This window comes from Bartonella sp. TS82HLJMH (genome assembly GCF_042193495.1).
GTDB classification, from domain to species: domain Bacteria; phylum Pseudomonadota; class Alphaproteobacteria; order Rhizobiales; family Rhizobiaceae; genus Bartonella; species Bartonella grahamii.
The window spans coordinates 44,586-68,262 of sequence record NZ_JBHILU010000008.1; the positions used below are offsets into that span (position 1 = coordinate 44,586).

The 23,677-nt window shown below is 35.6% G+C and carries 17 protein-coding genes and 1 pseudogene; 9 read left to right on the plus strand and 9 right to left on the minus strand.

Annotation, left to right across the window (positions count from 1 at the left end; translation table 11 throughout):
- Positions 1-700 precede the first annotated feature (700 nt).
- The 7 genes and pseudogenes from ACFIKO_RS05335 to ACFIKO_RS05365 all read left to right on the plus strand — a co-directional run bounded on the left by ACFIKO_RS05335 (position 701) and on the right by ACFIKO_RS05365 (position 9,831).
- Positions 701-2,077 (plus strand): amino acid permease, encoded by a 1,377-nt coding sequence (locus tag ACFIKO_RS05335; RefSeq protein ID WP_375619884.1) that lies wholly within the window; start codon positions 701-703, stop codon positions 2,075-2,077.
- Positions 2,078-3,041: 964 nt separating this feature from the next.
- Positions 3,042-3,263 (plus strand): hypothetical protein, encoded by a 222-nt coding sequence (locus tag ACFIKO_RS05340; protein WP_375619883.1) that lies wholly within the window; start codon positions 3,042-3,044, stop codon positions 3,261-3,263.
- 589 nt (positions 3,264-3,852) lie between these two features.
- Positions 3,853-4,017, plus strand: coding sequence for a hypothetical protein (locus ACFIKO_RS05345; RefSeq protein WP_375619882.1), 165 nt, complete (start codon positions 3,853-3,855; stop codon positions 4,015-4,017).
- 281 nt (positions 4,018-4,298) lie between these two features.
- A pseudogene (locus tag ACFIKO_RS05350) lies at positions 4,299-4,700 on the plus strand (hypothetical protein).
- A gap of 365 nt (positions 4,701-5,065) precedes the next feature.
- Positions 5,066-5,467 (plus strand): hypothetical protein, encoded by a 402-nt coding sequence (locus ACFIKO_RS05355; RefSeq protein ID WP_375619881.1) that lies wholly within the window; start codon positions 5,066-5,068, stop codon positions 5,465-5,467.
- 148 nt (positions 5,468-5,615) lie between these two features.
- Positions 5,616-6,065: a hypothetical protein gene (locus tag ACFIKO_RS05360; RefSeq protein ID WP_375619880.1), complete on the plus strand. Its 450-nt coding sequence runs from the start codon at positions 5,616-5,618 to the stop codon at positions 6,063-6,065.
- 1,018 nt (positions 6,066-7,083) lie between these two features.
- Positions 7,084-9,831: an autotransporter outer membrane beta-barrel domain-containing protein gene (locus ACFIKO_RS05365; RefSeq protein ID WP_375673454.1), complete on the plus strand. Its 2,748-nt coding sequence runs from the start codon at positions 7,084-7,086 to the stop codon at positions 9,829-9,831.
- Between the two features lie 966 nt (positions 9,832-10,797).
- Here ACFIKO_RS05365 and ACFIKO_RS05370 read toward each other — a convergent pair.
- From ACFIKO_RS05370 to ACFIKO_RS05390, 5 genes are all read right to left on the minus strand, one after another.
- Entirely contained in the window at positions 10,798-12,063 is a 1,266-nt protein-coding gene (locus ACFIKO_RS05370; protein ID WP_375673455.1) for an acetyl-CoA carboxylase biotin carboxylase subunit family protein, read from the minus strand.
- Positions 12,060-12,824 (minus strand): EamA family transporter, encoded by a 765-nt coding sequence (locus ACFIKO_RS05375; RefSeq protein WP_375673489.1) that lies wholly within the window; start codon positions 12,822-12,824, stop codon positions 12,060-12,062. The genes ACFIKO_RS05370 and ACFIKO_RS05375 overlap by 4 nt, the downstream gene beginning before the upstream one ends.
- A gap of 101 nt (positions 12,825-12,925) precedes the next feature.
- Positions 12,926-13,543, minus strand: coding sequence for a DUF6421 family protein (locus tag ACFIKO_RS05380; protein WP_375673456.1), 618 nt, complete (start codon positions 13,541-13,543; stop codon positions 12,926-12,928).
- A 31-nt stretch (positions 13,544-13,574) separates the two neighbouring features.
- Positions 13,575-14,132: a DUF6421 family protein gene (locus ACFIKO_RS05385; RefSeq protein ID WP_375673457.1), complete on the minus strand. Its 558-nt coding sequence runs from the start codon at positions 14,130-14,132 to the stop codon at positions 13,575-13,577.
- The gene (locus tag ACFIKO_RS05390) at positions 14,119-14,646 is read right to left on the minus strand and encodes a prephenate dehydratase domain-containing protein (RefSeq protein ID WP_375673458.1); all 528 of its coding nucleotides are present in this window, start codon (positions 14,644-14,646) and stop codon (positions 14,119-14,121) included. The genes ACFIKO_RS05385 and ACFIKO_RS05390 overlap by 14 nt, the downstream gene beginning before the upstream one ends.
- A gap of 683 nt (positions 14,647-15,329) precedes the next feature.
- Between ACFIKO_RS05390 and ACFIKO_RS05395 the strand changes: the two genes are divergently transcribed.
- Positions 15,330-16,112: an ATP12 family chaperone protein gene (locus ACFIKO_RS05395; RefSeq protein WP_375673459.1), complete on the plus strand. Its 783-nt coding sequence runs from the start codon at positions 15,330-15,332 to the stop codon at positions 16,110-16,112.
- 35 nt (positions 16,113-16,147) lie between these two features.
- On the opposite strand, the gene ACFIKO_RS05400 is transcribed toward ACFIKO_RS05395, so the two are convergent.
- From ACFIKO_RS05400 to uvrA, 4 genes are all read right to left on the minus strand, one after another.
- Positions 16,148-16,693 (minus strand): hypothetical protein, encoded by a 546-nt coding sequence (locus tag ACFIKO_RS05400; protein ID WP_375619874.1) that lies wholly within the window; start codon positions 16,691-16,693, stop codon positions 16,148-16,150.
- Between the two features lie 154 nt (positions 16,694-16,847).
- Positions 16,848-18,257, minus strand: a complete 1,410-nt coding sequence (gene glnA, locus ACFIKO_RS05405) for a type I glutamate--ammonia ligase (RefSeq protein ID WP_375619873.1) — start codon at positions 18,255-18,257, stop codon at positions 16,848-16,850.
- Positions 18,258-18,316: 59 nt separating this feature from the next.
- Positions 18,317-18,655 (minus strand): P-II family nitrogen regulator, encoded by a 339-nt coding sequence (locus ACFIKO_RS05410; RefSeq protein WP_015856528.1) that lies wholly within the window; start codon positions 18,653-18,655, stop codon positions 18,317-18,319.
- 1,068 nt (positions 18,656-19,723) lie between these two features.
- Entirely contained in the window at positions 19,724-22,639 is a 2,916-nt protein-coding gene (gene uvrA, locus ACFIKO_RS05415) for an excinuclease ABC subunit UvrA (RefSeq protein WP_375673460.1), read from the minus strand.
- 333 nt (positions 22,640-22,972) lie between these two features.
- On the opposite strand from uvrA, the gene ssb reads away from it, so the two are divergent.
- Positions 22,973-23,467: a single-stranded DNA-binding protein gene (gene ssb / locus ACFIKO_RS05420; RefSeq protein ID WP_375619871.1), complete on the plus strand. Its 495-nt coding sequence runs from the start codon at positions 22,973-22,975 to the stop codon at positions 23,465-23,467.
- Positions 23,468-23,677: the final 210 nt, after the last annotated feature.

Sequence of the window (23,677 nt, forward strand, 5' to 3'; positions counted from 1 at the left end):
TGCATTAACGGGTTTGTTTTAAGGAAATATTCCTCAATACTTAAGCTTACATGTCAGGGTTGCATCCGTGGGTGGTATAATCTAAAAACTCTTGTGAAATGTATAAGATTAATAATGCATCATTATTTTTATGTTACGAAGATACGAGTTGATACTATCAGATAATCTATTTTCCGAGTTGTGACAGCTTTTTGCACTTGAGACAGTTTATTAAAAGGCATTTTTATTTCTTTCTTTACGTATTTTTTATTCACACATCAATCTCGCTTATAATGTGTAAACGAAAAGTTTTAATTGCTTCAATATGAACAGGTTTGGAAAAGAGAGAATCTTATGATATTGAGGAGCCAATCCAATATATAAAACAATAAATTATCCTTATGAATAAAATGTTTATATTATCTTGCATTCAATTCCACATTTTCTGCAGAAAAATAGAAAATATAAAAATGAGTTAAATGACAATTATAAAAAATTTTATTATCACGTAATTTCAATAAAGTGATACAAAACTTAGGCTATAAAAAGCTGAATCATTCGCAATAAAAGTATTTTTCATTGCCTAGGATAGAGCGTCTGGAAGGCTATTGTTCAATGCTTTTAAAGTATATCTTCGAAAGAGAAACATGAGGCTTTATTTATCATAAAGCTGTTATTGTGGTGTGGATTTTCGTCAACATTTCAATAAAGAAGGAAAGTAATGGCACGAAATGAACTGAAACGAGGTATGAGTAAGCGCCAAGTTATTTTTTTAGCTCTTGGCTCTGCTATTGGAACAGGTCTTTTTTATGGGTCTGCACAGGCAATTAAGCTTGCGGGTCCAAGTGTTTTGATTGCCTATTGTATTGCTGGTTTAGCTATTTTTATGGTTATGCGGGCTTTAGGAGAGATGATTATTCATAATCCATTACCTGGTTCTTTTGCACGTTATGCGGCAAATTACATATCGCCATTAGCAGGTTTTTTAACGGGATGGACATATGTATTTGAAATGATTCTTGTTGGTTTGGCTGATATTACAGCTTTTGCGACTTATATGGGGTTTTGGTATCCTGATGTTGCTCCTTGGATATGGGCTTTGAGTATTACGTTAATTATTACGGGTATTAATTTAGCTGCCGTAGAAGTATATGGTGAACTAGAGTTTTGGCTGTCTTCTATTAAAGTTATTGCTATCATTGCAATGATTATTTTAGGAATAGTAATTATTTTTTGTGGTTGGGGTGAAAGTGCAGTTTCTTCTACTGTTACTATTCATAATTTATGGAAGAATGGTGGTATTTTTCCTAATGGTTGGTTTGGTTTTTTAGCTTGCTTTAGTGTTGTTGTCTTTGCTTTTGGTGGTATAGAAATCATTGGGATGGCAGTCATGGAAGTTCAAAACCCTCATCAAACAATTTCAAAGGCAATTAATTCTACTCCAGTTCGTATTTTGCTTTTTTATGTCATGACGTTAGCTATTTTAATGTCACTTTATCCTTGGAATGAGATTGGTCTTATGGACAGCCCTTTTGTATCCATTTTTGAAAATCTTGGGATTTCATATGCGGCAAATATCTTAAATATTGTTGTTGTTACAGCGGCTATTTCTGCAATGAATAGTGGAATGTATGGTGCTTGTCGCATGATACATGGTTTATCGCAGGAAGGTTATGCTTTAAAGAAGTTTCAATATTTATCAAAAAATGGTATACCAATTTTTGTTATCTTGATGATCTTTGGTATTTTTCTTCTTGGTGCTGTCCTTAATTATTTTTACCATGAAAAGCTTTTTTTTCTTATTGCTGCAATGGCAACGTTCGCGACAGTTTTTGTGTGGATGATGATTCTACTTTCACAAATTTTTATGCGAATTAAGATGCCTAAAGAAGTACAGAATGGTTTAAAATTTCCAATTCCATTTTGGCCAATAGGATCGATTTTTTCTATTTTATTTATGGTTTCTATTTTTATTCTCTTATGGTATTTTGATGAAACACGACCAGTTTTAATTATAGGTTTTAGTTGGATTGCTTGGCTTGTTATTTGTTTCTATGCACTTAAACTTTATAATTTAAAGCAAAAGAAACTGCAATAAAATGTGAATAGAGATTAAACTCAAAATAAATAGCTGATGTCATCAGGAGAACAGTTGTTTGATTGTTATTCTCTAAAGATTAGAACAATTTAGATTGAAAAAAAATCTGCTCGTTATTATTTTTCTTTGGAAGTTTTTGTGAGCCATTGCTTATGGTCATGATCAAATCATATAAATATTAGGCGTTTTTTGATTGTGAGCCCTGCAAACAATATAAGTTTTTCATGTTAAAATTCCTAACAATGCAAATAGATTTTACTAGATACAAGATTATAGGCAGATATCTTTTTCTAAACGTATTAATGGAGTTCTGTTTCACAAGAGAAGTTATTGTAAGAATTGTTTTTATTGTTTTATAAGCTCTTTATAAAAATTGGTTTTTTAAATTTTGTTGTTTAAGAAACTACTATTGCTTTTAGAAGTGAAGTTAAAGTTTTTGATGTATTTTCTTGAAAAGAAGAGTTGGAGTCTTCTGTATCCTTTAAAAGGATATCTTGGTTGTTATGGGGTAAAAGGGAGAAGTTTTTTTCTCAAAGAGGATTGGCATTGGTACAAAATAGTGGATAATAAAGTCATTGTATCATTGTGTTTGCAAAAACTTCAATAAAGAGCAGCAAGGTATCACAATAAAATTTCATAGGAGAGTAAATTAAAGAGAACAATGAACGTGTGATAGTTTTACGATTCTTGTTGTTATTGCGATCAAAAGAGCAAGTATAAAACTTATTTTTTATAATATTGATACGAGGGTAATTTTTATCACAAGTGGAGGAGGACAAAATGCACTCCGCAGCTGTATTGTAGTGCAAAATTATTCAATATTATTATAAAAGGCGCTCAAGAACACTACGACCAGCAAAAACAATCATCGGAAAGTGGCTTTTTACACGAGAAATCTTCCAATAGCTCTGAAACGCACATCATAACGATTTCCTCTATCCTTGAGGCAACGGGCAAAGTTGACATGGATGTACAAGGAGATGCTATGATTATTGCTTCTCATCTGATTTTTGGTCAAGATATCAATGTAATGGGAGAAAGTATGACGATTGTTGACATGACAGATTATCATAGCAGCCATTCACAGACGTATGCAACAGGTTTTGATGTGGGTTCAGGCAAAAATTTTGTTTCGATATACGGGAGCGAAACAAAGACAGAAAATGAAGAGAGTTTTGAACATTAAGGCTCTTCTCTCTGTAATATCAATATTACGATCAAGAAAAAAGATGTGAGTGTAGTAGACTTTGATCTTGCAGGGAGGATATTATTCTTTCGGCTGCGCATGATGTCAATGTGTTTGTGGGTCATAATAATCATAGTTCAAGTACACAGGAGGAGCGCACAGGCTTTGGCTTTTAGTTTGAAAAGAGCAGCAGCGGTGTTTCTGTTAGTGTTGGGGTTGCTAGTGCGAAAGACACCGGCGATCAATAGGAAATCGCTTTGTTCAATCCTATTTTAAAGCGCGCAGAGATGTGCAGATTACTGCTGATCATGATGTAAACATGCAAGCCCGACAAATGTTTCGGCAGAGTGTGATGTCAACGTTGATGCTGGCAATAATATCACGCTTTCGGAAAACTAGGACATCTCTAAGATACAAGAGATTCCTGAAAAGTCCTTTGCTGGTGTGACAGGATTTGTCAATGTGAGCATTCTTGGTACCATAAAAGATACAAGAGATGTAGCAAAATGTTTTGCTCATGGGGATGTGAAACACGAAATCGGCAATGGTTTAATTGACGGACTAAATGGCAATACAGTAGCGATTGTTCGTGCACATAGCCCAAGGTGCCATAACAGTAGGTAAAGGATTACGTGACTTTAAAAAGCGTGGCATCCACAATATAGCAAAGAAAACAGATATCTATCTTTTGGGAACAGCTGATAAGGCTTTATCGATAGCGAATCCATTAGAATCCATTATATGTCGTAAATGATAGCGAAAAAGATCATGTCTACCTACAAAATCATTTACTTAACTCTATTGGTATAGGATTTAGTCACAATCCACCTACTTTTTATAAGGTACCCTTGGAGTTTCCCTATGTATTATTTCCACCAGCAATTCCCATGCGAAAGGAGGGGAGAGCGCTAGGCGGCTATGATCCTAGAATTGTTATAGTCATGCGCGTTATACGTGTGCAAGGCACTATGGAGCGCCTCATATTATGCTAATTTATTCGATTTTAGATAATTTAGATTATTTATGGAGAAAAAAATGAAGCAAATCTTAAAATTATTAAGTGGTCTCATTCTGTTAAATATCGCTGGATATAACATCGACAAGTCCCACTAGGAGTTTTGAGTGCTTGAGAGAAGCCTGGAGCAGACTTTACTGAGGTAGGAAAAGCACTGTTAGAATGTGGCATGCTAACCTCTTATGATGTCTTTCCAGAAAATAAAAAGTCAAGCATCAATACAGAGGCTTCCATTGATGCTTGCATGACCCAAGCAAAATTCCACTACAAATGGGGAGGACTATATTGGTGTTATACTTAATAAAGATGAAAACCTCCCCATTTGTCGTCCTAGTGCTGTTATCCCGCAGCGAAGTGTCAAGAAGCGTTTGAACAGCTCGTTTTGTAAAAAATATAAAACCGCACCTGAATGCCAACCTTAATTTTTGCTAATGATGATCAACAATTCCTACCTTCATGTTTCTCATGCCTGTGTGCGGGGACGTCCTTAATTCACCATTTCAATGCTATTTATTTTATGGGTACTACAACTGTAGGCGCAATAATATAAAAATATCTATTTTTGTTGTAATCAAAATATTGATAATAATTATAAGCATGCCGTTGATAGAATATGATTTTAGTAATAATTTTACTGTATTTTGATATAATAATAATGGTATAATTTTCGGAAAGATAAAAAGAATAAAGGTTGATAATGTCCATCATTTTTTTGGAAATAAAAAAACAGCGTGTAAAATAATTTATAGATTATTTCGTAATATCAAAATTACCCAAGGATAGGAAAATGAAGCAGATTTTAAAATTATTAAGCGGGATAACCTTATTTGTTATGGCTGGATGTTACCCAGAGCAGCCTTCTCGAACAGCTGTAGATGCATGGGAAAAATCCGGTGCAGATCAGCTTGAGATAAAAAAAGCTCTGTTAGAATGTGGAATACAGAATCTTGATGGTCGTATTGATACAGAAATAAGTACTGATGAGAAATTCAATGCCGAGGAGTCTGTGAATGCATGCATGATTCAAGCAGGTTTTCAAGATAAATTGGGAAGAATGAAGTGGTGTGAGAAATATGAAAATCTTCCAATTTGTCAGCCTGATGCAGTTATTCCTCAACGAAGTGTAGAGAGGCGTTTGAATAGTCCTCATTGTGAAGAGCATAAAGAACAACCTGAATGTCAACCTTAAGTATTGAGACTGCTGTAATCAAAAATCCTTACATTCTTGTTTTTGCATGGGGGGATTGTTTCTTTAATATCTATATGCTAACGAGAGTCATCTTGCGTGTGAGCAAATATTAGCAGACTTTCTGTCGTAAATATTGAACGAGGGGGAAATGAAAAAAACATTGAAATTATTGAGTGCTATAATTTTATTAAGCTCTGCTGGGTGTATTAGCAAACCTCCCCCATCTACCTTGAAATTATGGGAAAAGCCCGGTGTCAGTAAGTCTATGGTCCAACAAGCACTGTCAAAATGTGGTTGGAAACCAATCTACGCTTCTTCTGAAAATATGGATTCGCGTGCAAGTGATTTTGCAGCAGTTTATGAGTGCATGACTAAAGCAGGTTATCGGTACAAATTACAAGATTCAAAGGGAATCTATTTTTCATCAGCACCGCGAAGTGATTCATTTTTAGTCAATTTAATGGTAGCGGGGTATCAGCAGGTTATGGACAATGATACTTTTGGTGTAACCAATTCGACAAAACAAGAGCGAGATTTGATGTTACGTTTTGAAAATGATAAAAAGCGCCAGAAAATAAAAAAAGCTTTGCACAAGTGATCATCAACAGTAGAATGTTGATTTGTAAAGCAATAATTGAATAAAAATATTAAACGGGAGAAGAGAGAAATATAGCTCTTTTGTTTCCAATGTAGTTATATTCATCAGCTACGAGATCAGCAATAGTGTTATTGTCAGATGATGATAGCGGAGGATAGTGAGTTGTTGTTTAGAGAAATTTATTCAATATAAAGAATGGCAAATAATAGCTTTGCTAAAATATCTGCTTTAACGATAATAAACAGATAGCTTTCTTGGAACTGATTTTGATGAAATTTTATTTTGTTTTTTTATTTCAAGATGGTGAGTGTTTTACTGTATTTTAGATTTTATCAAAAGATCTAAAATATTATGAAAGTAATTTTTATATAAATATCTTTTCATTGTATGATAATTTTTTGAGATAATATCTTCTAAAGTATTACACTTAATTAATTCAAATCATTGATGATAGGGTATTAGGAGAAGTTTTTTATTTATTCAAATTTCTTTGTTAGCTATCTAGCATTTTTAATATAGAAATTGTGTACATTAGCTTATATATTAGTGTGCAATTTCTTGTTTTTTTGTTGTGGTTGAAGAGATGATGCGGTTATAGATTTCGTATACTGTATCTTATTTGTGCTGTGTTTTATTAAAACGTTTTAATTGTTTAATCTTAAAAGTTATTCTCATTTTGTTGTATTTTTATTTTTCGGTGGTGAGATAAATTGAATAGTATATCTCTTCAAAATTCGCATTTTTTCACGTTTTTTTAAGATTGGTTTTTCGGCATTTTGTAATTACAGTTTTCAGCGGGTTTTGAGATGCCTTCTTTAAAGGGATTGTTATCCTAAATGGTATTTTAAAACTTTGTGTTCTTTCTTTACATAAAACACAAAACATATTATTAAATTCTGTAATTTATCATAAAAAATAAAATAATTTTGTTTATTTTATTCTTGTTGTGTTTAATTTGTGGTTTATTTTTTTGCCAGCATTTTTTGTTTTTGTTGAAAAAAGAAAGTTTTAAAAAACAATGATAGTCAAGGTATCTAACAATCACTTGCATTCGTGCGTTTTTACAGCAGCTATTTTTTCTTTTTTGTTAAATATAAATATTGAGGCACATTCTCATTCATATACATCACTGTCATGTGACAAAAACAAATTACCTTATGAATGCAGTGATGGTTCAAAGCATACAATTAGTAATAAAGTATATAAATTCACGGCACCTGTTAAAGAGAAGAATGGGGAGGGTCGTTCTCTCATGTTACCTGCTGCTATAGTAGTGCAGGAGCCAAATACAGTTATTCAGGCAATGCGTGTAGAGGTTGAAGCTACTGCAGGTATAGAAGATATTTATGGTGTTTTTGTATCACAAGGGGGAAAAATTGTTTTGAGCGATTCAGCTTTTAAAAATGTATCAATAGGTCTTAAAGCTGATAGTGGAATGATTGAGGTTAATCGTGGAACAATTGAGGCTTCTCAGATTGCTGCTTATGCAGAGAAGCGAGGAGCATCTGTTACGTTAACGAATACAAAAATTAAAGTGGAAGGTTTGGGTATCGGTCAAGAGAGTGCTCTTTTCGTTAGGGCTGATGCGGGTATTCAGATGAAAAGTGGATTTATTGATGTGAATGATGCTGCTGCGCTTTATGTGGAGAGAGGGGGGAGTGCGATTTTAAATGGTGTCACCATTACTTCAAAATATCAAAAAATGGAAGACAATAAAAATGAAAAAATTGCACATACAGTTTTCAATGTAAAACATCAGGGCTCTGTTTATTTAAAAAATACGAATATTATTTCTACGGATGTTCATGTTTTAACAGTTGGACAAGATTCTAACACGCCATCCAATAACGGCAGGGAAGGAAATATTTTAATTTCGCGGGTTAATATTGAAGATTCAACAATTAAAGCAATAGGTAACAAACATGGTATGTATTTTGAGAGGGATGGGGAAAATGATGCGTATGAACAGGGACTTGTCTTTTTGAAAAGGACGATTTTTGAGGTTCCAGATGGAACAGCCGTTCATAGTAATAACAGTCGTAGTTATATTGGAGTAACAGAAGGTACAAAAATTTTTGGTGACTTATTATTAACAGCTGAAAAAGGGGGGAGTGTAGCGATTTTGGCTGATTCTTCTTCATTGATAGGAGGGACTCGTGTTGCCGATGATTCTATTGCTGAGCTTTATTTGACAGGGGGATCAAAATGGTTTTTGACAAAAAGAAGAGGGATAGATTTGCAAGTTGCAAACCGTACAAGTTCGTCTATTTCATTTGTGAAAGTTTCTGATAGTTTTATTGCTTTTGAGACTCCAATGTTTCAGGAGTATCAGACACTTTATATTGGGAATGGAGAAAAAGAAGTTTATAGTGCGCAAGATAGGGCAGATATTTATCTCAATACATATTTCAGTAGTGATGGTTTGCTCGATAATAAAAAGACTGATCGGCTTTTGATACATGGTGATGTTTCTGGAAAAACGACAGTTTATGTGCAATTTGTTGTAGGAAATCAGGGTGAGATAGCAATCAGTGAAAATGCTCATAGTATTTCACTTATTCAGGTTTCTGGAAAAGCGGCAGAAGATTCTTTTCAGTTAAATCGTGCTTATATTGCATTAGAGGGGTTGCCTTACCAATATTATCTTCATGCTTATGGTCCAGATTCTACTCTTGGAAATGCACAAATTTCTCAAAGATTGGTTGAAGGAAATGGAGATTTTTGGGATTTTCGCCTTGAACGTAAGTATATTCAGCCTTCTTTGGGAATGTCTGTTATCCCTCATTCTGAGTTAAAGGTCAGAGAGGTTGTTCCACAAGTTCCAACCTATCTTTTGTTACCAAATGCTTTGTTTCATATTGAACTCATGGATATCAGTAATCAACAAAAAGAATTGCAAGTTATGCAGTCTATTCCTCGCAACTTATTAAAAGTTGAAGGGAATTTTGCTTTATCTGTCCACGGTTATGGTGGGAGTTATCGTTATGTTTCAGATCTTTCTACACTTAAATATGGGTACGATGGTAATGTTGATTATAACGCTATAAAAACAAACATTTTGCTCAAAACAATAGAGAACGCATATAGTACAACATCTTTTGGGATTATGGGAACCTATGGAAAGCTTTCCTTAAAACCTCGTAACGTGGAACAAAGCCAAAAGAGTACGTTTAATAAATGGTCATTTACGACATACGGTAGTGTGAAACGCAACACTGGTTTTTATGTACATGGTCTTTTATCTTATGGTTTGTTTAAAGGGGATGTGCTTACCCATACTTGGGGGAAGACGGCGACATTAAAAGCAAATCCTTTGAACGTTTCGTTTTCTGCTGGTAAAGTGTTTATGATAGGACATGAAGGTCTTATTTTTGATCCGCAGATTCAGCTTATTTATCAACATCTTCAATTTGATAAGTTTCGTGATATTGATGGATTTGATGTTGAGATGAAAAAAATGAGTCAATGGTTGATGCGTATTGGTGGGCGTTTAAATAAAACATTTTCAGAATCTGAAAAGGATCATATTATTTGTTTTTATGGTAATATTCATCTTTCTAATCGTTTTGGTAAAAAACAATTTGTTCACTTTAAAGATGTTTTCCAGTTGGGTTCTTTTGGTTCTTCTTTAGAAACAGGTTTGGGTATTAATGCGCAGTTTTCTTCTAAAGTTACACTTTACAGTGATCTTAGCTATCAGCATAGGTTAACCAAGGCTGGTTTTTCTGGAGTTCATTTTTCTGGTGGTTTGCGCTATCATTTTTAATAAATCGTTTTAAAAATAATGAATGTGCTTTTTAAAGTTTTGTTTTATTGTCGGGGTCAAAAGCATTGATGGTGCAGAATTTTAATCACTTCTTTTAATAATGGTATCATGAGTTTTAATAAGTATAAAAGGATCACGTTGATTTATTTTTTATCTGGTTGATAGGGATGCTTAAATGCTTCAAAAAAATTGACAATAAGACTGTAAATCTATTTGTGTTATTTTGGCTATAAATATTTGGGATGTATTCGTCATAAGCTTTTTTAAATAGTAGCATTATTATCCTATCATGCTGTAAAGTACTGTCATTTGAGGTCGCTGATATCAATTATGAAAGGCAGGGAGATATTGGTTGCTGATTAAGAGCTTTTGCTGTTAAGCAAAGGAGGGGATTTGTAAAATATACAGCTCTATCGTTTCGTGGATGATGCGCATTTTTCTGCTTTAAAATTTTGCAAAAAGCGTTTTTGAAGTTGTTTGTATCGTTTGAATTGTTGTCGGTGGATAATAAGAAAAGTGGTAAAGCGTGAACACTTTTACCATCAAATTCAATATCTTCCGTTCTTATAAGAATAAATCCTTTAAAAAAATTGGTCTAATGGCTGTATTGAATATATAAACAAGATCATGTCTTATTTGTTAAATAGATATGAAATATAAGTTTTAAATCAAAGTGGGGGAGGTAAGATCTTTTTTTCTTCTTTGAGACGTGGGGAGAAGAGGTTGAGCGTATCAAAAAAGTCGTTTAGAAGTTTTTATTATTGTTTCCAATACAGAAACATTGAAGAGCTTTTATTAAAATGGGGTGTAAAAGTAGATTATATTTTCCTGAATTCCTGTTTTTTGAAATATGCATCTTTAATGGAAAAATGTTTGCAAAGTTTTAGGCAATCTCATTGTGACTTCGTTTGTATATCGATAAGATTTATATCAAAGTTGAGCGTCAGTAGAAATATCTTTATCGGACTATTGATAAACATGGTGTTTCCATATGATGCTTAAGGTGTCATCGAGCCATTTATGGTAATTGTGTGCTTCTTCGTTTGAGTTATGAACAGAGAAAATAAAACCAGGATATCCGCCAAATGCTGGTGGAGGTAGTGAAATATGATTGGTTTCAAAGAAAATGATAGTTCTGGCGGTTTGAGGATGCTGTGCAACCTTATCTAGACCTGAAAATTCAGAAAACCGTCCATAACCATGAAGAGGAATAATGTAATTTGCAGCCACTTTTTTAGCTGGGAGTATATCGGGAAGGTCTAAGTTTTTTTCAGCTAAAGCGGCATTCATACATAGTTTTGCAAATGAAATTCCTGTACCTTGCTCAACAATAAAATGGGAGACACCCGATCCACCTATACGAGCGCCTATCTCAATGACATAAGGTAAATTATTAGCATCTAGGCGTAGCTCTACATGGGCAGCCCCCATATTTATACCAAGAGCTTTAACTCCAGAGCATGCAGCCTCACATAAAGCAATAATTAAAGGATCATCTATATCACAGCGTTGACGATAAATTGTTTCTTCAAACCATGGTCCCTCAGGCTGTCCCTTGTCTCCAACGGATAGAACGTGTACACCTGTTGTATCAACAAAGCATTCTACGACAAACTCTTTTCCTGGCAAATACTGTTCTACGACTAAACCTACAGGTTTATTTTTATCATTAAAACGTGCCATGTCTTTATGCTGAACATTCCATACGGCTTTAATGAGATTAGAAAGTTCAGCGGGATTTTTAGCTAACATGACGCCTGTACTTGCCCATCCAGAGACGGGTTTAATAACGAGCGGATAGTCTAAGGCATGTACTTGTGATAGGTCTTCTGGATTATCTATATAAAGGAATCCTGGTGTTCTTAAGCCTGCTTTAGCAAAAGCTTGACGCATGAGATATTTATTTCTGGTTAATGCTGCTACTTCTGGTTCAATACTTGGAGTATTGATTTTTTTTGCAGCCAAAGCTGTCCATAGAATGGCTTCTTCGCGAAGGGTCATAACCCCAGCAATATTGCGTTCTTTTGCTCCTGTTGCAAAAGTGTCTAAAGCTGCCTCTGGGTTATCAAAAACAGGAAGTTGCCAAGTTGAAATGACTGCTGCGGGGTGTTGAGAGGGAGCGCTTTCAGCGGTATCATAGATCATTACTAATTCGATATTAGCTGCTTGTGCTGCTTCAAATATAAATGGTAGTTTTGCATTGCGCTGGCAAACTAACGCGAGTTTTTTCATTTTGTTTCCTCATTAAATTTGGAATTTTGGACACGACGTTTCTGTTGCCATGTAGATACCTTTGATGCATCTATAAATAAGAGTGTCATCCCTATAACAACTACAATCATAGCAATTATTTTGATAATATTGAGAGAAGGGCTCGAGCCGATTATCCATTCACATGCAACCACTGCAAAAGGAGATAATACGCCGATAGTATTGGCGTATAATACGCCTCCTTCGGCTAAAACTTTTTGATATAATACGTAAACTGGTGCCGAGCAAACAGTTCCTAAAATCAATATTTTAAATATATCTTCTAACTTAAGATATAAGAGTGGGGCAGGATCAAAAATAAATAATGGCATAAATGATGCTGCAGAAATTGTCGTGATCCAAGCCAATGAGGTGAGCAAAGGTAAATTTTTAAGATAACGTTTAGACAATAAGCCATAAGCAGAATAAGAAAGTGCTGCTGTTAAGGCAAGAGCTATTCCTATTAGGCTGTATCCACCTTCTCCACTGTTTATATTGAATGCCACAGCTGCTACACTGACAATTATCACTCCACTAAGCTTCAGCCATGAGAATTTAAGGACATTTGTCAATGCACCAAAGCTGCATACAAAATACAGGGAGAATCCTAACACTGAGAGAATTAAAAAAGAAGGTATCATGGAAAGCAATGGTAGGGATCTGAAAACAGCTTTCTCACGAAATATTGCAATCAGCCATAAGGTGGCAGCGGTGGCAAACAACCTAAGTCCAACCGCATGCAAGACGGGTATATTGCTAACCAAATTCTTAGATAATAACCAACTTATGGAAAACAATGCTAGAATGGCAAAAGTAAATAATAGTAATCGTCCTTTTATAAAACTCAATGATTTAATCCTCTAATCACTCGCTGTGCATAATATGATGTTGAAAAATTAAATCGTGACTTTGAGGTCTGTGGTTTTCCAAGATTATTTTGGATATAATCCTTAGCTCCTGCCAAATAAGCGTCATCATCTAATGTTTCAAGTGCTTCTATATCTGCTATCATCAATACTATTACTTTTTCAAGACGCTCCAAATCAAATTGAAGATAACTTTGATTTGTTTCAATCAATGCTTTGTTCCGCATCAATATTTCAAAAAGCAAGATCCCTGTACCAGCATCGAATGTCATATGCTGATCAGAATCTTTTGGATAACGGAATATGCGTTCTAATAGGACAAATTCAGTTATTTCTTTCCAAAATTTTGGATGATTTTGTAGCATAATACGGACTGTAATTAAATCAACTTTAGTTTCTTCTAGAAGACCAGTGAACCAATTTAATTTTATATACAGATTTTTATCCAATGGCCGCGGTCCGGTATGATGTGCATAGTCATGATAATAGCCCCACAAACAGCGAGCATCGTAAATGTCTTCTTTAGATAAGTTACGACTATGCAATTGACCGAACAGGAATTTACTATCTCGACCGAGTAAACGTTCAGCTTCCACAATTGTTTGCTTGTTGTAAATATCAAAGAATTTACTGAAAAAAAAACAAAGCAAATGCTTGCTTATCAATTTTTTGAGCAGCCGCTACAGATTCTGGGAATAGAACAATGCAATTGCCTTCTAAAAAACCTCTTGATGCTATTCCCATTTTTATACATTGAAAAGGTGATACATAATTATTTGTATATTTTGAGGCGTCAGCAAGATAGGCCGTTTCATGACGATATCCTGTAACTAATTCCAGCCGGAATCCTTCTGGATCAGGTCCATTTGTTGCACGCATTGGAGCCAAGAAAAACAAGGGCGCATCTGGTAATGGGGCTTTGAAAGCAGCCAAAGTGTTATCAAATTGAGGAGGGGTCGTTAAACCGCTGATCATCCACTGATGAAGATCATCAGAAATGGTCGCTAAAAGTTTTGGAGATAATCCGTCAAGAATATTGGCATGGTGGTTCAGCAGAGTGATCAATTCATTGATCATATTATTATCTGCTGAAGTTGGTTCTTTAATGCTTCCATCTCGTTCTTGGCGCATACGGAATTTGTCAACTAAGTTAACAATGGAAAGAAGCGCTTCAGATTTTTTCATGATGAGTTGACTTTAGTGAGTGGAGCAAAAAGGCCATTGGCACTTGTCCAAAATTTTCGACAATACTCAGCCTATAGCGATTTGCCGCAACCGATGTTGTGATACAAGCATCGGCTTTTTCAGCCTTACAAAGAACGGCTGCATCAGCATTGCTGTTGGCAAATACTTTGTCATATTGATGAGCTACCAGAGATTGTGGGGCAGGATGAGTCGCTACGGTTTTAATTTCATCAGCGTTATTGCGTTTAGCTAAAACCATAGAGTGAGTAGGCATGATAAAGCTGTCAAATAATTGCATATCACCTAAACGGGTAAATATGAGTGTATGCAAATCAGGGTAAGCAGCACAGCTTAAGAGATATCCATCCTTTTTCTGAGCAAGTTCATTAAATGCTTCTTCAAGAGTTGCGTATAAGATAATACGGGATCTCGAGTCAGTGGAAGAAATATTTTGATTGTGATTGTCAAGCCACCACTGTGCTGCTGCTGTGTAAGTTAGTATCTGCAGGGCCAAGTGTATAGATAAAAGTATTATTTTCAGATTGCATGATCTCTATTCTTTTAATTATGTGCCTAAATTTAAACTAGTGCAATATGTAGAGTATATCAAGAACAATACGTTAAGTAATTTAGTGCTTTACAAAATATATGTATATGTGAAAACAAATTTGCGATAAATTTTGTCTTTTCATTATTCTATCATGCCGTAAAACAGCGTCGTTTAGGGGAGTAATTGAGCAGAAAAATTCTATGCAGGGTATTTATTGGATATGTTAGACGAATGATTGGAATGGTTAAGCGAAGGTGAATGACACGTAAACCGTACTGCTCTATCATTTTTTGGATGAGAAGCGTTTTTGAATCTGTTCATATTGATAATACTATTATAGGTGAATAATAAGCAAATTGGTAAGGCGTGAACATCTTTGCTATAAAACTCAATATATTTAATTATCTTAATTAAGATAATACTTTTAAAAATTGCTTTACTATTATGATTGTATTGAATATATAAAAGGCAATCATCATTGTCTTGTTTGTAAAAGAAACATGAAATATAACTCTTAAATTTTAGAGTGGGGGGTGGTAAAGTCTTTTTTCTTCTTTGGAATCGTTAAGAAGGTCAGATTAAACCTTATTGAAGCTACAGAACCTAAAGAAACAGTCGTTTTTTTGAAAAGATCAGAGGTAAACAATATGCGTGAGATTTTGGATCATTTTGATATGCCATTGAATAAGAAGAGTTCTGTTCAAAAGATTCAAAATCTTACATGCCAATCACATCCAAAACGGTTTTATAAGCAAGTGAAGATTGCGTGTGAGGAGGTCGGCTTTACGATTTTGTTGGATGGACGTCCCGTAAAAACGCCCGCAAGGCGTCATTTTCATGTGCCAACAGAAGTGTTTGCTGAGTACGTTGCTCAGGAATTTGAGAACCAAAAGCACGTTGTTGATCCTGCAAAAATGCCGATGACGCGTTTGGTTAATACTGTTATTGATGGTATTGCTGATGATATGCAGGTGGTTTTTGAAGATTTATTGCGTTTCGTTGCATGTGATATGATCTTTTATCGTGCACAGACTCCTAAAGAGTTGGTGCAAAAACAATCTGAGCAATGGGATCCTTTATTAGATTGGGCAGAAAAAAAACTGGGTGCAAGGTTTTATTTGACAGAAGGGCTGATGCATGTGGAACAATCACCAGAAGCACTTCAAGCTGTGAGTCATTATTTACGTAGCGTTGAGTCTCCTTATATGCTTGCTGCTCTTCATATGATGACAACCTTAACGGGATCTGCTCTTATTGCTCTTGCTGTTGCTGCGGGAAACATTGATGCTGATCATGCTTGGTCTATTGCCCATTTAGATGAAGATTGGATGATGGAACAATGGGGAATAGATAAAGAAACAATGGTGCGTCGTGCTCATAAAAAAGTTGAATTTAAGGCTGCTGCTACAATTGCTACAACTTGTTTATAGGGGTTAAATTTTTTATTTACGTGCATTCTTTTTGCTCAGAGTATTTTGGTGACTTTTTGAGGATTGGTTTTTACTTTTTCAAGTCCAGGAAATAGTTCATTGGTTATGTTTAAGAGCGCTTCGTCATTCCCACGGATAAAATACCATTGGTTATCGTGAAATAGGGCAATAATTTCAGTTTGAATAGAGCATTTTTTTCCAGCATTTGTTGTGGTTACAAGTTCCACGGGTATAACAAAATAAGGGGTGCCATTATCAAGTATACCTTCACGTTTTTGTTTTTGGTCAATGTTTATTGTTTCAATCTTGTAACTTTCTGCCAACCGTTCTATTTGGCTTTTCATGATTTGTCGAAATTGTGATTGACTAAGATTTTTTTTGGCGGTTAAGCGGTTGATGATTTGGGGAGGAATAGCATTTAAGATGGCATTTGCATCGGCATTTTTAAGTGCTTTACTATAAGCGGATGTCGCTTTTTCAAGGGCAGTGAGTTTTTGATTGGTTATTGTATGTGCTTGAGTTGTTGATGTGATAAAGACAATGCATAAAAGAACGGGAACGAGAAAACAAATTCGCGGCATTAGAAACCTTGTTAATTCATTTGAAGAGATTCAACACATTATAAAGGAAAAGCAGATGAGCAAAAGCCTCTTGCGCTTTTGCATGAGAAGAATATCCACAAAAATGGAGGCTTTTGCCTCCATTTTAAAAATCAAAAGAATGCGTATTGATTGTTTAAACAGAATAGTACATATCAAATTCAACAGGATGGGGTGTTGTTTCGTAGCGCAAGACTTCTTGCATCTTTACTTGAATGAAGGAATTAATCTGATCATCGTCAAAAACGTCGCCGGCTTTAAGAAAGCCACGATCTTTATCAAGTGCTTCAAGCGCTTCACGCAGACTTCCTGAAACAGTAGGGATTTCTTTGAGTTCTTTTAAGGGAAGATCATAAAGATCTTTATCCATAGCATGTCCGGGATGAATTTTGTTTTTGATGCCATCAAGACCAGCCATTAAAAGGGCTGCAAATGCCAAATAGGGATTTGCTGTTGGGTCTGGAAAACGAATTTCTACGCGTTTTGAATTTGGTGAGGAGCTCATTGGAATACGGCAAGATGCAGAACGATTACGTGCTGAATAGGCAAGAAGAACAGGAGCTTCATAACCAGGAACCAAACGTTTATAGGAGTTTGTGGATGGGTTTGTAAAAGCATTGATTGCTTTTGCGTGCTTAATAACACCACCGATAAAAAATAAACAGGTTTCTGATAGTCCGGCATATTCATTTCCTGCAAAAATGGGTTTGCCATCTTTCCAAATGGAGATGTGGACATGCATTCCAGAACCGTTATCACCAAAAACTGGTTTTGGCATGAAGGTTGCTGTTTTCCCGTAACTGTTTGCTATTTGATGTACAACATATTTAAAAATTTGCATCTTGTCAGCCTCGCGAACGAGTGTATCAAAACGAATACCCAATTCATGTTGGCCTGCTGCTACTTCGTGATGGTGTTTTTCGACCTGTACGCCCATATCTTTGAGTGCTGTGAGCATTTCAGAACGCATATCTTGGCAGGAATCAATCGGCGGAACAGGAAGGTAGCCTCCCTTTATTCGTGGGCGATGCCCTAGATTGCCTGTTTCATATTCCGTATCATCATTGGAGGGAAGTTCACTTGAATCGAGTTTAAATCCTGTGTTGTAAGGATCCGTTTTATAGCGCACATCATCAAAGATAAAAAACTCTGCTTCTGGACCTACATTGATTGTATCTCCAATGCCTAAAGATTTCATATAAACCTCAGCCCTTTTGGCGATAGAACGAGGATCTCTACGATAAAATTCACCAGAGACAGGATCAAGTACATTACAAAATATGACCAAAGTAGATTGAGCAAAAAAAGGATCAATATGTGCTGTTTCTGGATCTGGCATTAAAACCATGTCAGATTCATTAATTGTTTTCCAACCAGCAATTGAAGAACCATCAAACATGACACCATCACTAAAAGTATCCTCGCTGATTTCTGCGATATCCATTGTAATATGATGCAATTTTCCTCGTGGATCAGTAAAACGTAAATCAACAAAACGGATTTCGTTGTTTGTAATCTGTTTGATAATATCTGATGCGGTTGTCATATTCAATTTCCTTAATATGGCGTTGAGGTGGATAAAAAAGTGAATTTTCTCGTTATTTATTAAAGGGCATCGATACCGGTTTCATCCGTGCCTATACGAATAGCATCATCAATGGAAAAGACAAATATTTTTCCATCTCCTATATGTTTGGTTTGAGCTGCTTTACGTATTGCATCAACAGTTTGTTCCAGTTTTTCATCGGACACAACAATTTCAATCTTTACTTTAGGTAGAAAGTCAACAACATATTTCGTGCCACGATAAAGTTCTGTATGTTCCCTTTGACGACCAAAACCTTTCGCTTCTGTTACTGTAATGCCATGTAACCCAATTTTTTGAAGCGCTTCTTTCACTTCATCAAGTTTGAAAGGTTTTATAATGGCTTCAATTTTTTTCATGCTGAAATTATCTCCAACGTTATTTTGTCTTTTTAGACTGCATCACATTATATTGACAACTGTAAGATGTCCAACAGATACTTTGTGCACAAAAAGTCGAAAATAATGACACTCTATGCCTTTTTAGGAGAGTTTCTTTTGTAGAATAAAGTCAAATACTGTTTTTTTGGAAAAAATCTTACAATTCTTGTACAAGAATTAAAATAATATAATAAAAAGAGTTTTGTTTCTTTTTTATTAGATAATACGCTGACTTATAAGGATAATTAGACGTTTTCTATACTGAGTAAAAAACTCTAATAGCGTAAGATTTTCTCATTTTAGATCTTTTTATCGTCAATCAATCAAAACGATACCTTTTTATATCATGAATAGTACGAGTGTGTGGATAAAAACATTTGAAAAAATAAAATGCTTTTTATGAAAGCTTTCGATAACTAAAGGTTTTGCAATATTAGGGAGTAGGGGGAGACAAATATTGGAAAAGAGTGTGGTGATGCCGATTATGCTCCTTCATAAACGTAAAGATGGTGGTATACAATAATGGATTTATCATTATAGCATTAGGTTCCGTCGTGAAATGGGCTTGAGAGCGTTGAGGAATATTTCTTTAAAACAGATGTGTGAATTGGTAACGCAAATATATTTTGTTTGGGGCGTTTTGTCTCTTCGTGAGGAATGTGATTCCATTAAGGAACGCGATAAACAAAAGCGTGAAGCAATAGGCAATCTTCATTATAAGATACTGCTGCGGATGCCTTTGAAAATCGTAAAGATAAATTAAAAGGAGATGTAAGGATAGAAACTTATTTATACCCTTAAAGCTTCGTATTCTTTCCAAATTGGGCTGTTTGGTCGTTTCAGATATTAAAAAAACAGAGAATAAATACGCAATTATGCGCGCGTTCCTATTGGAAATACGAAAACTGAAACAGCTTATAAAGCGCTAAATTATTTCAGCCTTTGCTTTAAACATGTTGCACCACTGGAATTAGGTGTTGGTATTTACAGGTAAAAATAAAAGTACAGGCTTTGTTCGTATGCTGTATTTTACAATGGAAAGCGTTTTTAAGAATTGGAATTATAGAGAGAGGGGCGCAGTAAAACATCTTTTAGAAATTTTCCCGTGTAGGAAGCGGGAACCTTAATGATGTCTTCAGGGCGTCCAATTGCAACAATTTCGCCACCACGATCTCCACCTTCTGGTCCTAAATCAATAATCCAGTCGGCTGTCTTTATAACATCAAGGTTATGTTCAATGACTATAACTGTGTTGCCTTGCTCGACTAGTTCATGCAGCACTTCAAGAAGTTTGGAAATATCGTGAAAATGTAAACCTGTTGTCGGTTCATCCAAAATATAGAGTGTACGTCCCGTTGTTTTACGTGAAAGTTCTTTCGCAAGTTTTACACGTTGTGCTTCTCCACCAGAAAGTGTGGTTGCTTGCTGTCCTACTTTTATGTAACCTAATCCTACTTTAATGAGAGTTTCCATTTTATTATGAATAGCGGGAATAGCTTGGAAAAATTCCTCTGCCTTTTCAATTGTCATATCCAAAATATCGGCTATAGACTGTCCTTTGAATTTTATTTCTAGTGTTTCTCGATTATAGCGTTTTCCTTTACAGACATCGCAAGTAACATAGACATCAGGTAAAAAGTGCATTTCAATTTTTATGACTCCATCACCTTGACATGCTTCGCAACGTCCTCCTTTAACATTAAATGAAAAACGCCCAGCTTTGTAACCACGGGCTTTTGATTCTGGAAGATCGGCAAACCACTCACGAATCGGTGTAAAAGCGCCTGTATAGGTTGCGGGATTAGAGCGTGGGGTGCGTCCAATGGGGGACTGGTTGATATCAATGACTTTATCAAGAAATTCTAATCCTTCAATTTTGTCATAGCTGGCAGGGCTGTGATGAGAGCCCATGATATGATGTGATGCTGCTTTGAAAAGCGTTTCAATAAGAAATGTTGATTTTCCTCCTCCAGAAACACCGGTTACGCATGTAAAGGTTCCAAGAGGGATGTTCGCATTGATATTTTTGAGGTTATTTCCTTTGGCGCCGATGACTTTAAGTGTTTTCATTTTTGATATTTTACGTCGTTTGGCAGGTATTTTAACAGCCATTTTTCCTGAAAGGTATTGGCCTGTGAGAGAGGCTGAATTTTCTATAATTTCCTGTGGTGTCCCTTGCGCTATGATTTCTCCACCATGAACGCCCGCGGCAGGGCCCATATCGACAACATGATCTGCTGTGAGAATAGCGTCTTCATCATGTTCAACGACAATAACTGTATTGCCAAGATTGCGTAAATGGCGTAGCATTTCCCAAAGGCGTTCATTATCGCGTTGGTGTAAACCGATAGATGGTTCATCTAAAATATAAAGAACGCCTGTAAGACCAGAACCAATTTGGGATGCTAACCGAATGCGTTGGCTTTCTCCACCTGAAAGCGTTCCTGAAGTTCGAGACAAGGTAAGATATTCCAATCCTACATGATTTAAAAAAGCTAAGCGTTCGCGAATTTCTTTTAAAATACGTATGGCAATATTACGTTGTTTTTCTGTGAGATATTGATGAATATTGGCAAACCAATCATCTGCCTTTAGAATAGAAAGATCTGATATTTGCCCAATATGCATTCCGTGGATTTTTACAGCAAGTGCCTCTGGTTTTAAACGATAACCATGACAAGCTGGGCAAGGCGAAGAAGACATATAACGTTCGATTTCTTCTCGAGACCAAGCAGAATCGGTTTCTTTCCAGCGTCTCTCCATATTGGGGATGATTCCTTCAAAAGGTTGGGTTGTTTTATGCGAACCAGAATTATTTTTATAGATAAAAGAAATTTCATCTTTTTTTGTACCGTAGAGAATAGCCTGTTGTGCTTCATTAGAGAGTTCACACCATTGATCTGTGAGTTTGAAACCGTAAGCTTTTCCTAATGCTTCTAAGGTTTGTCTATAATAAAGTGAATCCGATTTAGCCCAAGGAGCAATGGCTCCATTCTTTAGGGTAAGGTTTTTATTTGGCACAATTTTCAGTGGATCCATTGCCTTTTTTATACCCAATCCATCGCAGAGAGGGCAGGCCCCAAAAGGATTATTGAACGAAAAAAGGCGTGGTTCAATTTCAGGAATAGAAAAACCAGATATAGGGCAAGAAAACTTTTCTGAAAAAATGAGCCGTTTGTGTGTATCATTTTTTGATTTATGAGCAGATTCCTTTGTTGTTTCTTTTTGTGTCAAGGGTTGGTCTGCCATTTCAGCTATGGCAAGTCCATTTGCTAGTTGTAAACAGGTTTCTATACTATCAGCTAAGCGAGAGGTGATATTCTTTTGTAAAACAATGCGGTCTACCACGACATCTATGTCATGTTTATACTTTTTATCAAGAGGTGGAATGTCAGGGATTTCATAAAATTCGCCATCGACTTTAGCCCGTTGAAATCCTCTTTTTAGAAGTTCTATTAGCTCTTTTTTATATTCTCCCTTTCGTCCTCGCACCAAGGGTGCCATAATAAAAATTCGTGTTCCTTCTGGTAAGGACATAATTTGATCGACCATTTGGCTTACTGTCTGGCTTTCAATAGGAAGTCCTGTCGCAGGAGAATGAGGAATACCAATACGTGCAAAGAGAAGACGCATGTAGTCGTGGATTTCAGTAACGGTACCTACCGTTGAACGAGGATTGCGACTGGTTGTTTTTTGTTCAATGGAGATAGCTGGAGAGAGACCGTCTATGCGGTCGACATCGGGTTTTTGCATGACTTCCAAAAATTGGCGTGCATAGGCTGAAAGGCTTTCGACATAGCGGCGTTGTCCTTCAGCGTAAATTGTATCAAAAGCTAAGGATGATTTCCCTGATCCAGAAAGTCCTGTTATAACAATGAGTTTGTCACGAGGCAGATCGAGATCAATATTTTTAAGGTTATGCTCACGTGCACCGCGAATGGAGATATATTTTTGATAAGTCATATTTTATCCTTGGCATATGTAACAAAAACTGAGCACCTAAAATGGAATAAATCTGTTTTTTTAGAATTACAATGTGTTTAACTGCTTTAATGCTAAAAGAAGGTATAAGTTTTGTGAAAAGAAAAATACAAATGAGCAGCTTTTTATTCTCTCGTGGTGGAATAAACTATGCGTCTTTATCATCTTTTGTTATAATTGCACGGATACAATATTGGGAAAGGATAGCAATATCCATATTGAAGGTCAATTGCAGACATGTAAATTGAAGGTCAAGATGGTTATAACTGTTATAAAACAGAGTATTTTACGAATTAAAATTTTGGAGTTTATGCGATGGCTGGTAGCCTTAATAAAGTTATTTTGATTGGTAATCTTGGTGCGGATCCTGAAATCCGTCGTTTGAATTCTGGTGATCAAGTGGCAAATTTGCGTATTGCTACTTCAGAAAGTTGGCGTGATCGGAATACAAATGAGCGAAAAGAACGCACTGAGTGGCATAATATTGTTATTTTTAATGAAAACCTTGTCAAAGTTGCAGAGCAATATTTAAAAAAAGGCAGCAAAATTTACATTGAGGGGCAGTTACAGACACGAAAATGGCAAGATCAAAATGGAAATGATCGTTATACAACAGAGGTTGTTTTGCAAAAGTACCGTGGCGAATTACAAATGCTTGATGGGCGGGGAGCCGCGGGCGGGGAGCAAGGGGGAAGTTATAGTGGTGGCTTTGCCGATAGTAACTCAAATCAGAGAAATACGTTTGGTCAAAATAATAATCAATTGGGAGAAAGTTTTTCACACAAATTAGATGATGACGTACCTTTTTAAGAGTCTTTACTTGTAGTATTATGATTACTTTATGATTTGTTTGTTTCAGATTTTTGAAGTTTAGCGAAGTGGAAATTGTTGATTATTATTGGTAATTTTAACATAAATTAATAACATCTTGAAAAATATTGTTAAATTTCTTTTTTGTCATGGGGGAGAAATTAGCATTTTAGTGTATTTTTCGATATAAATTAAAGTGAAATGATTCTT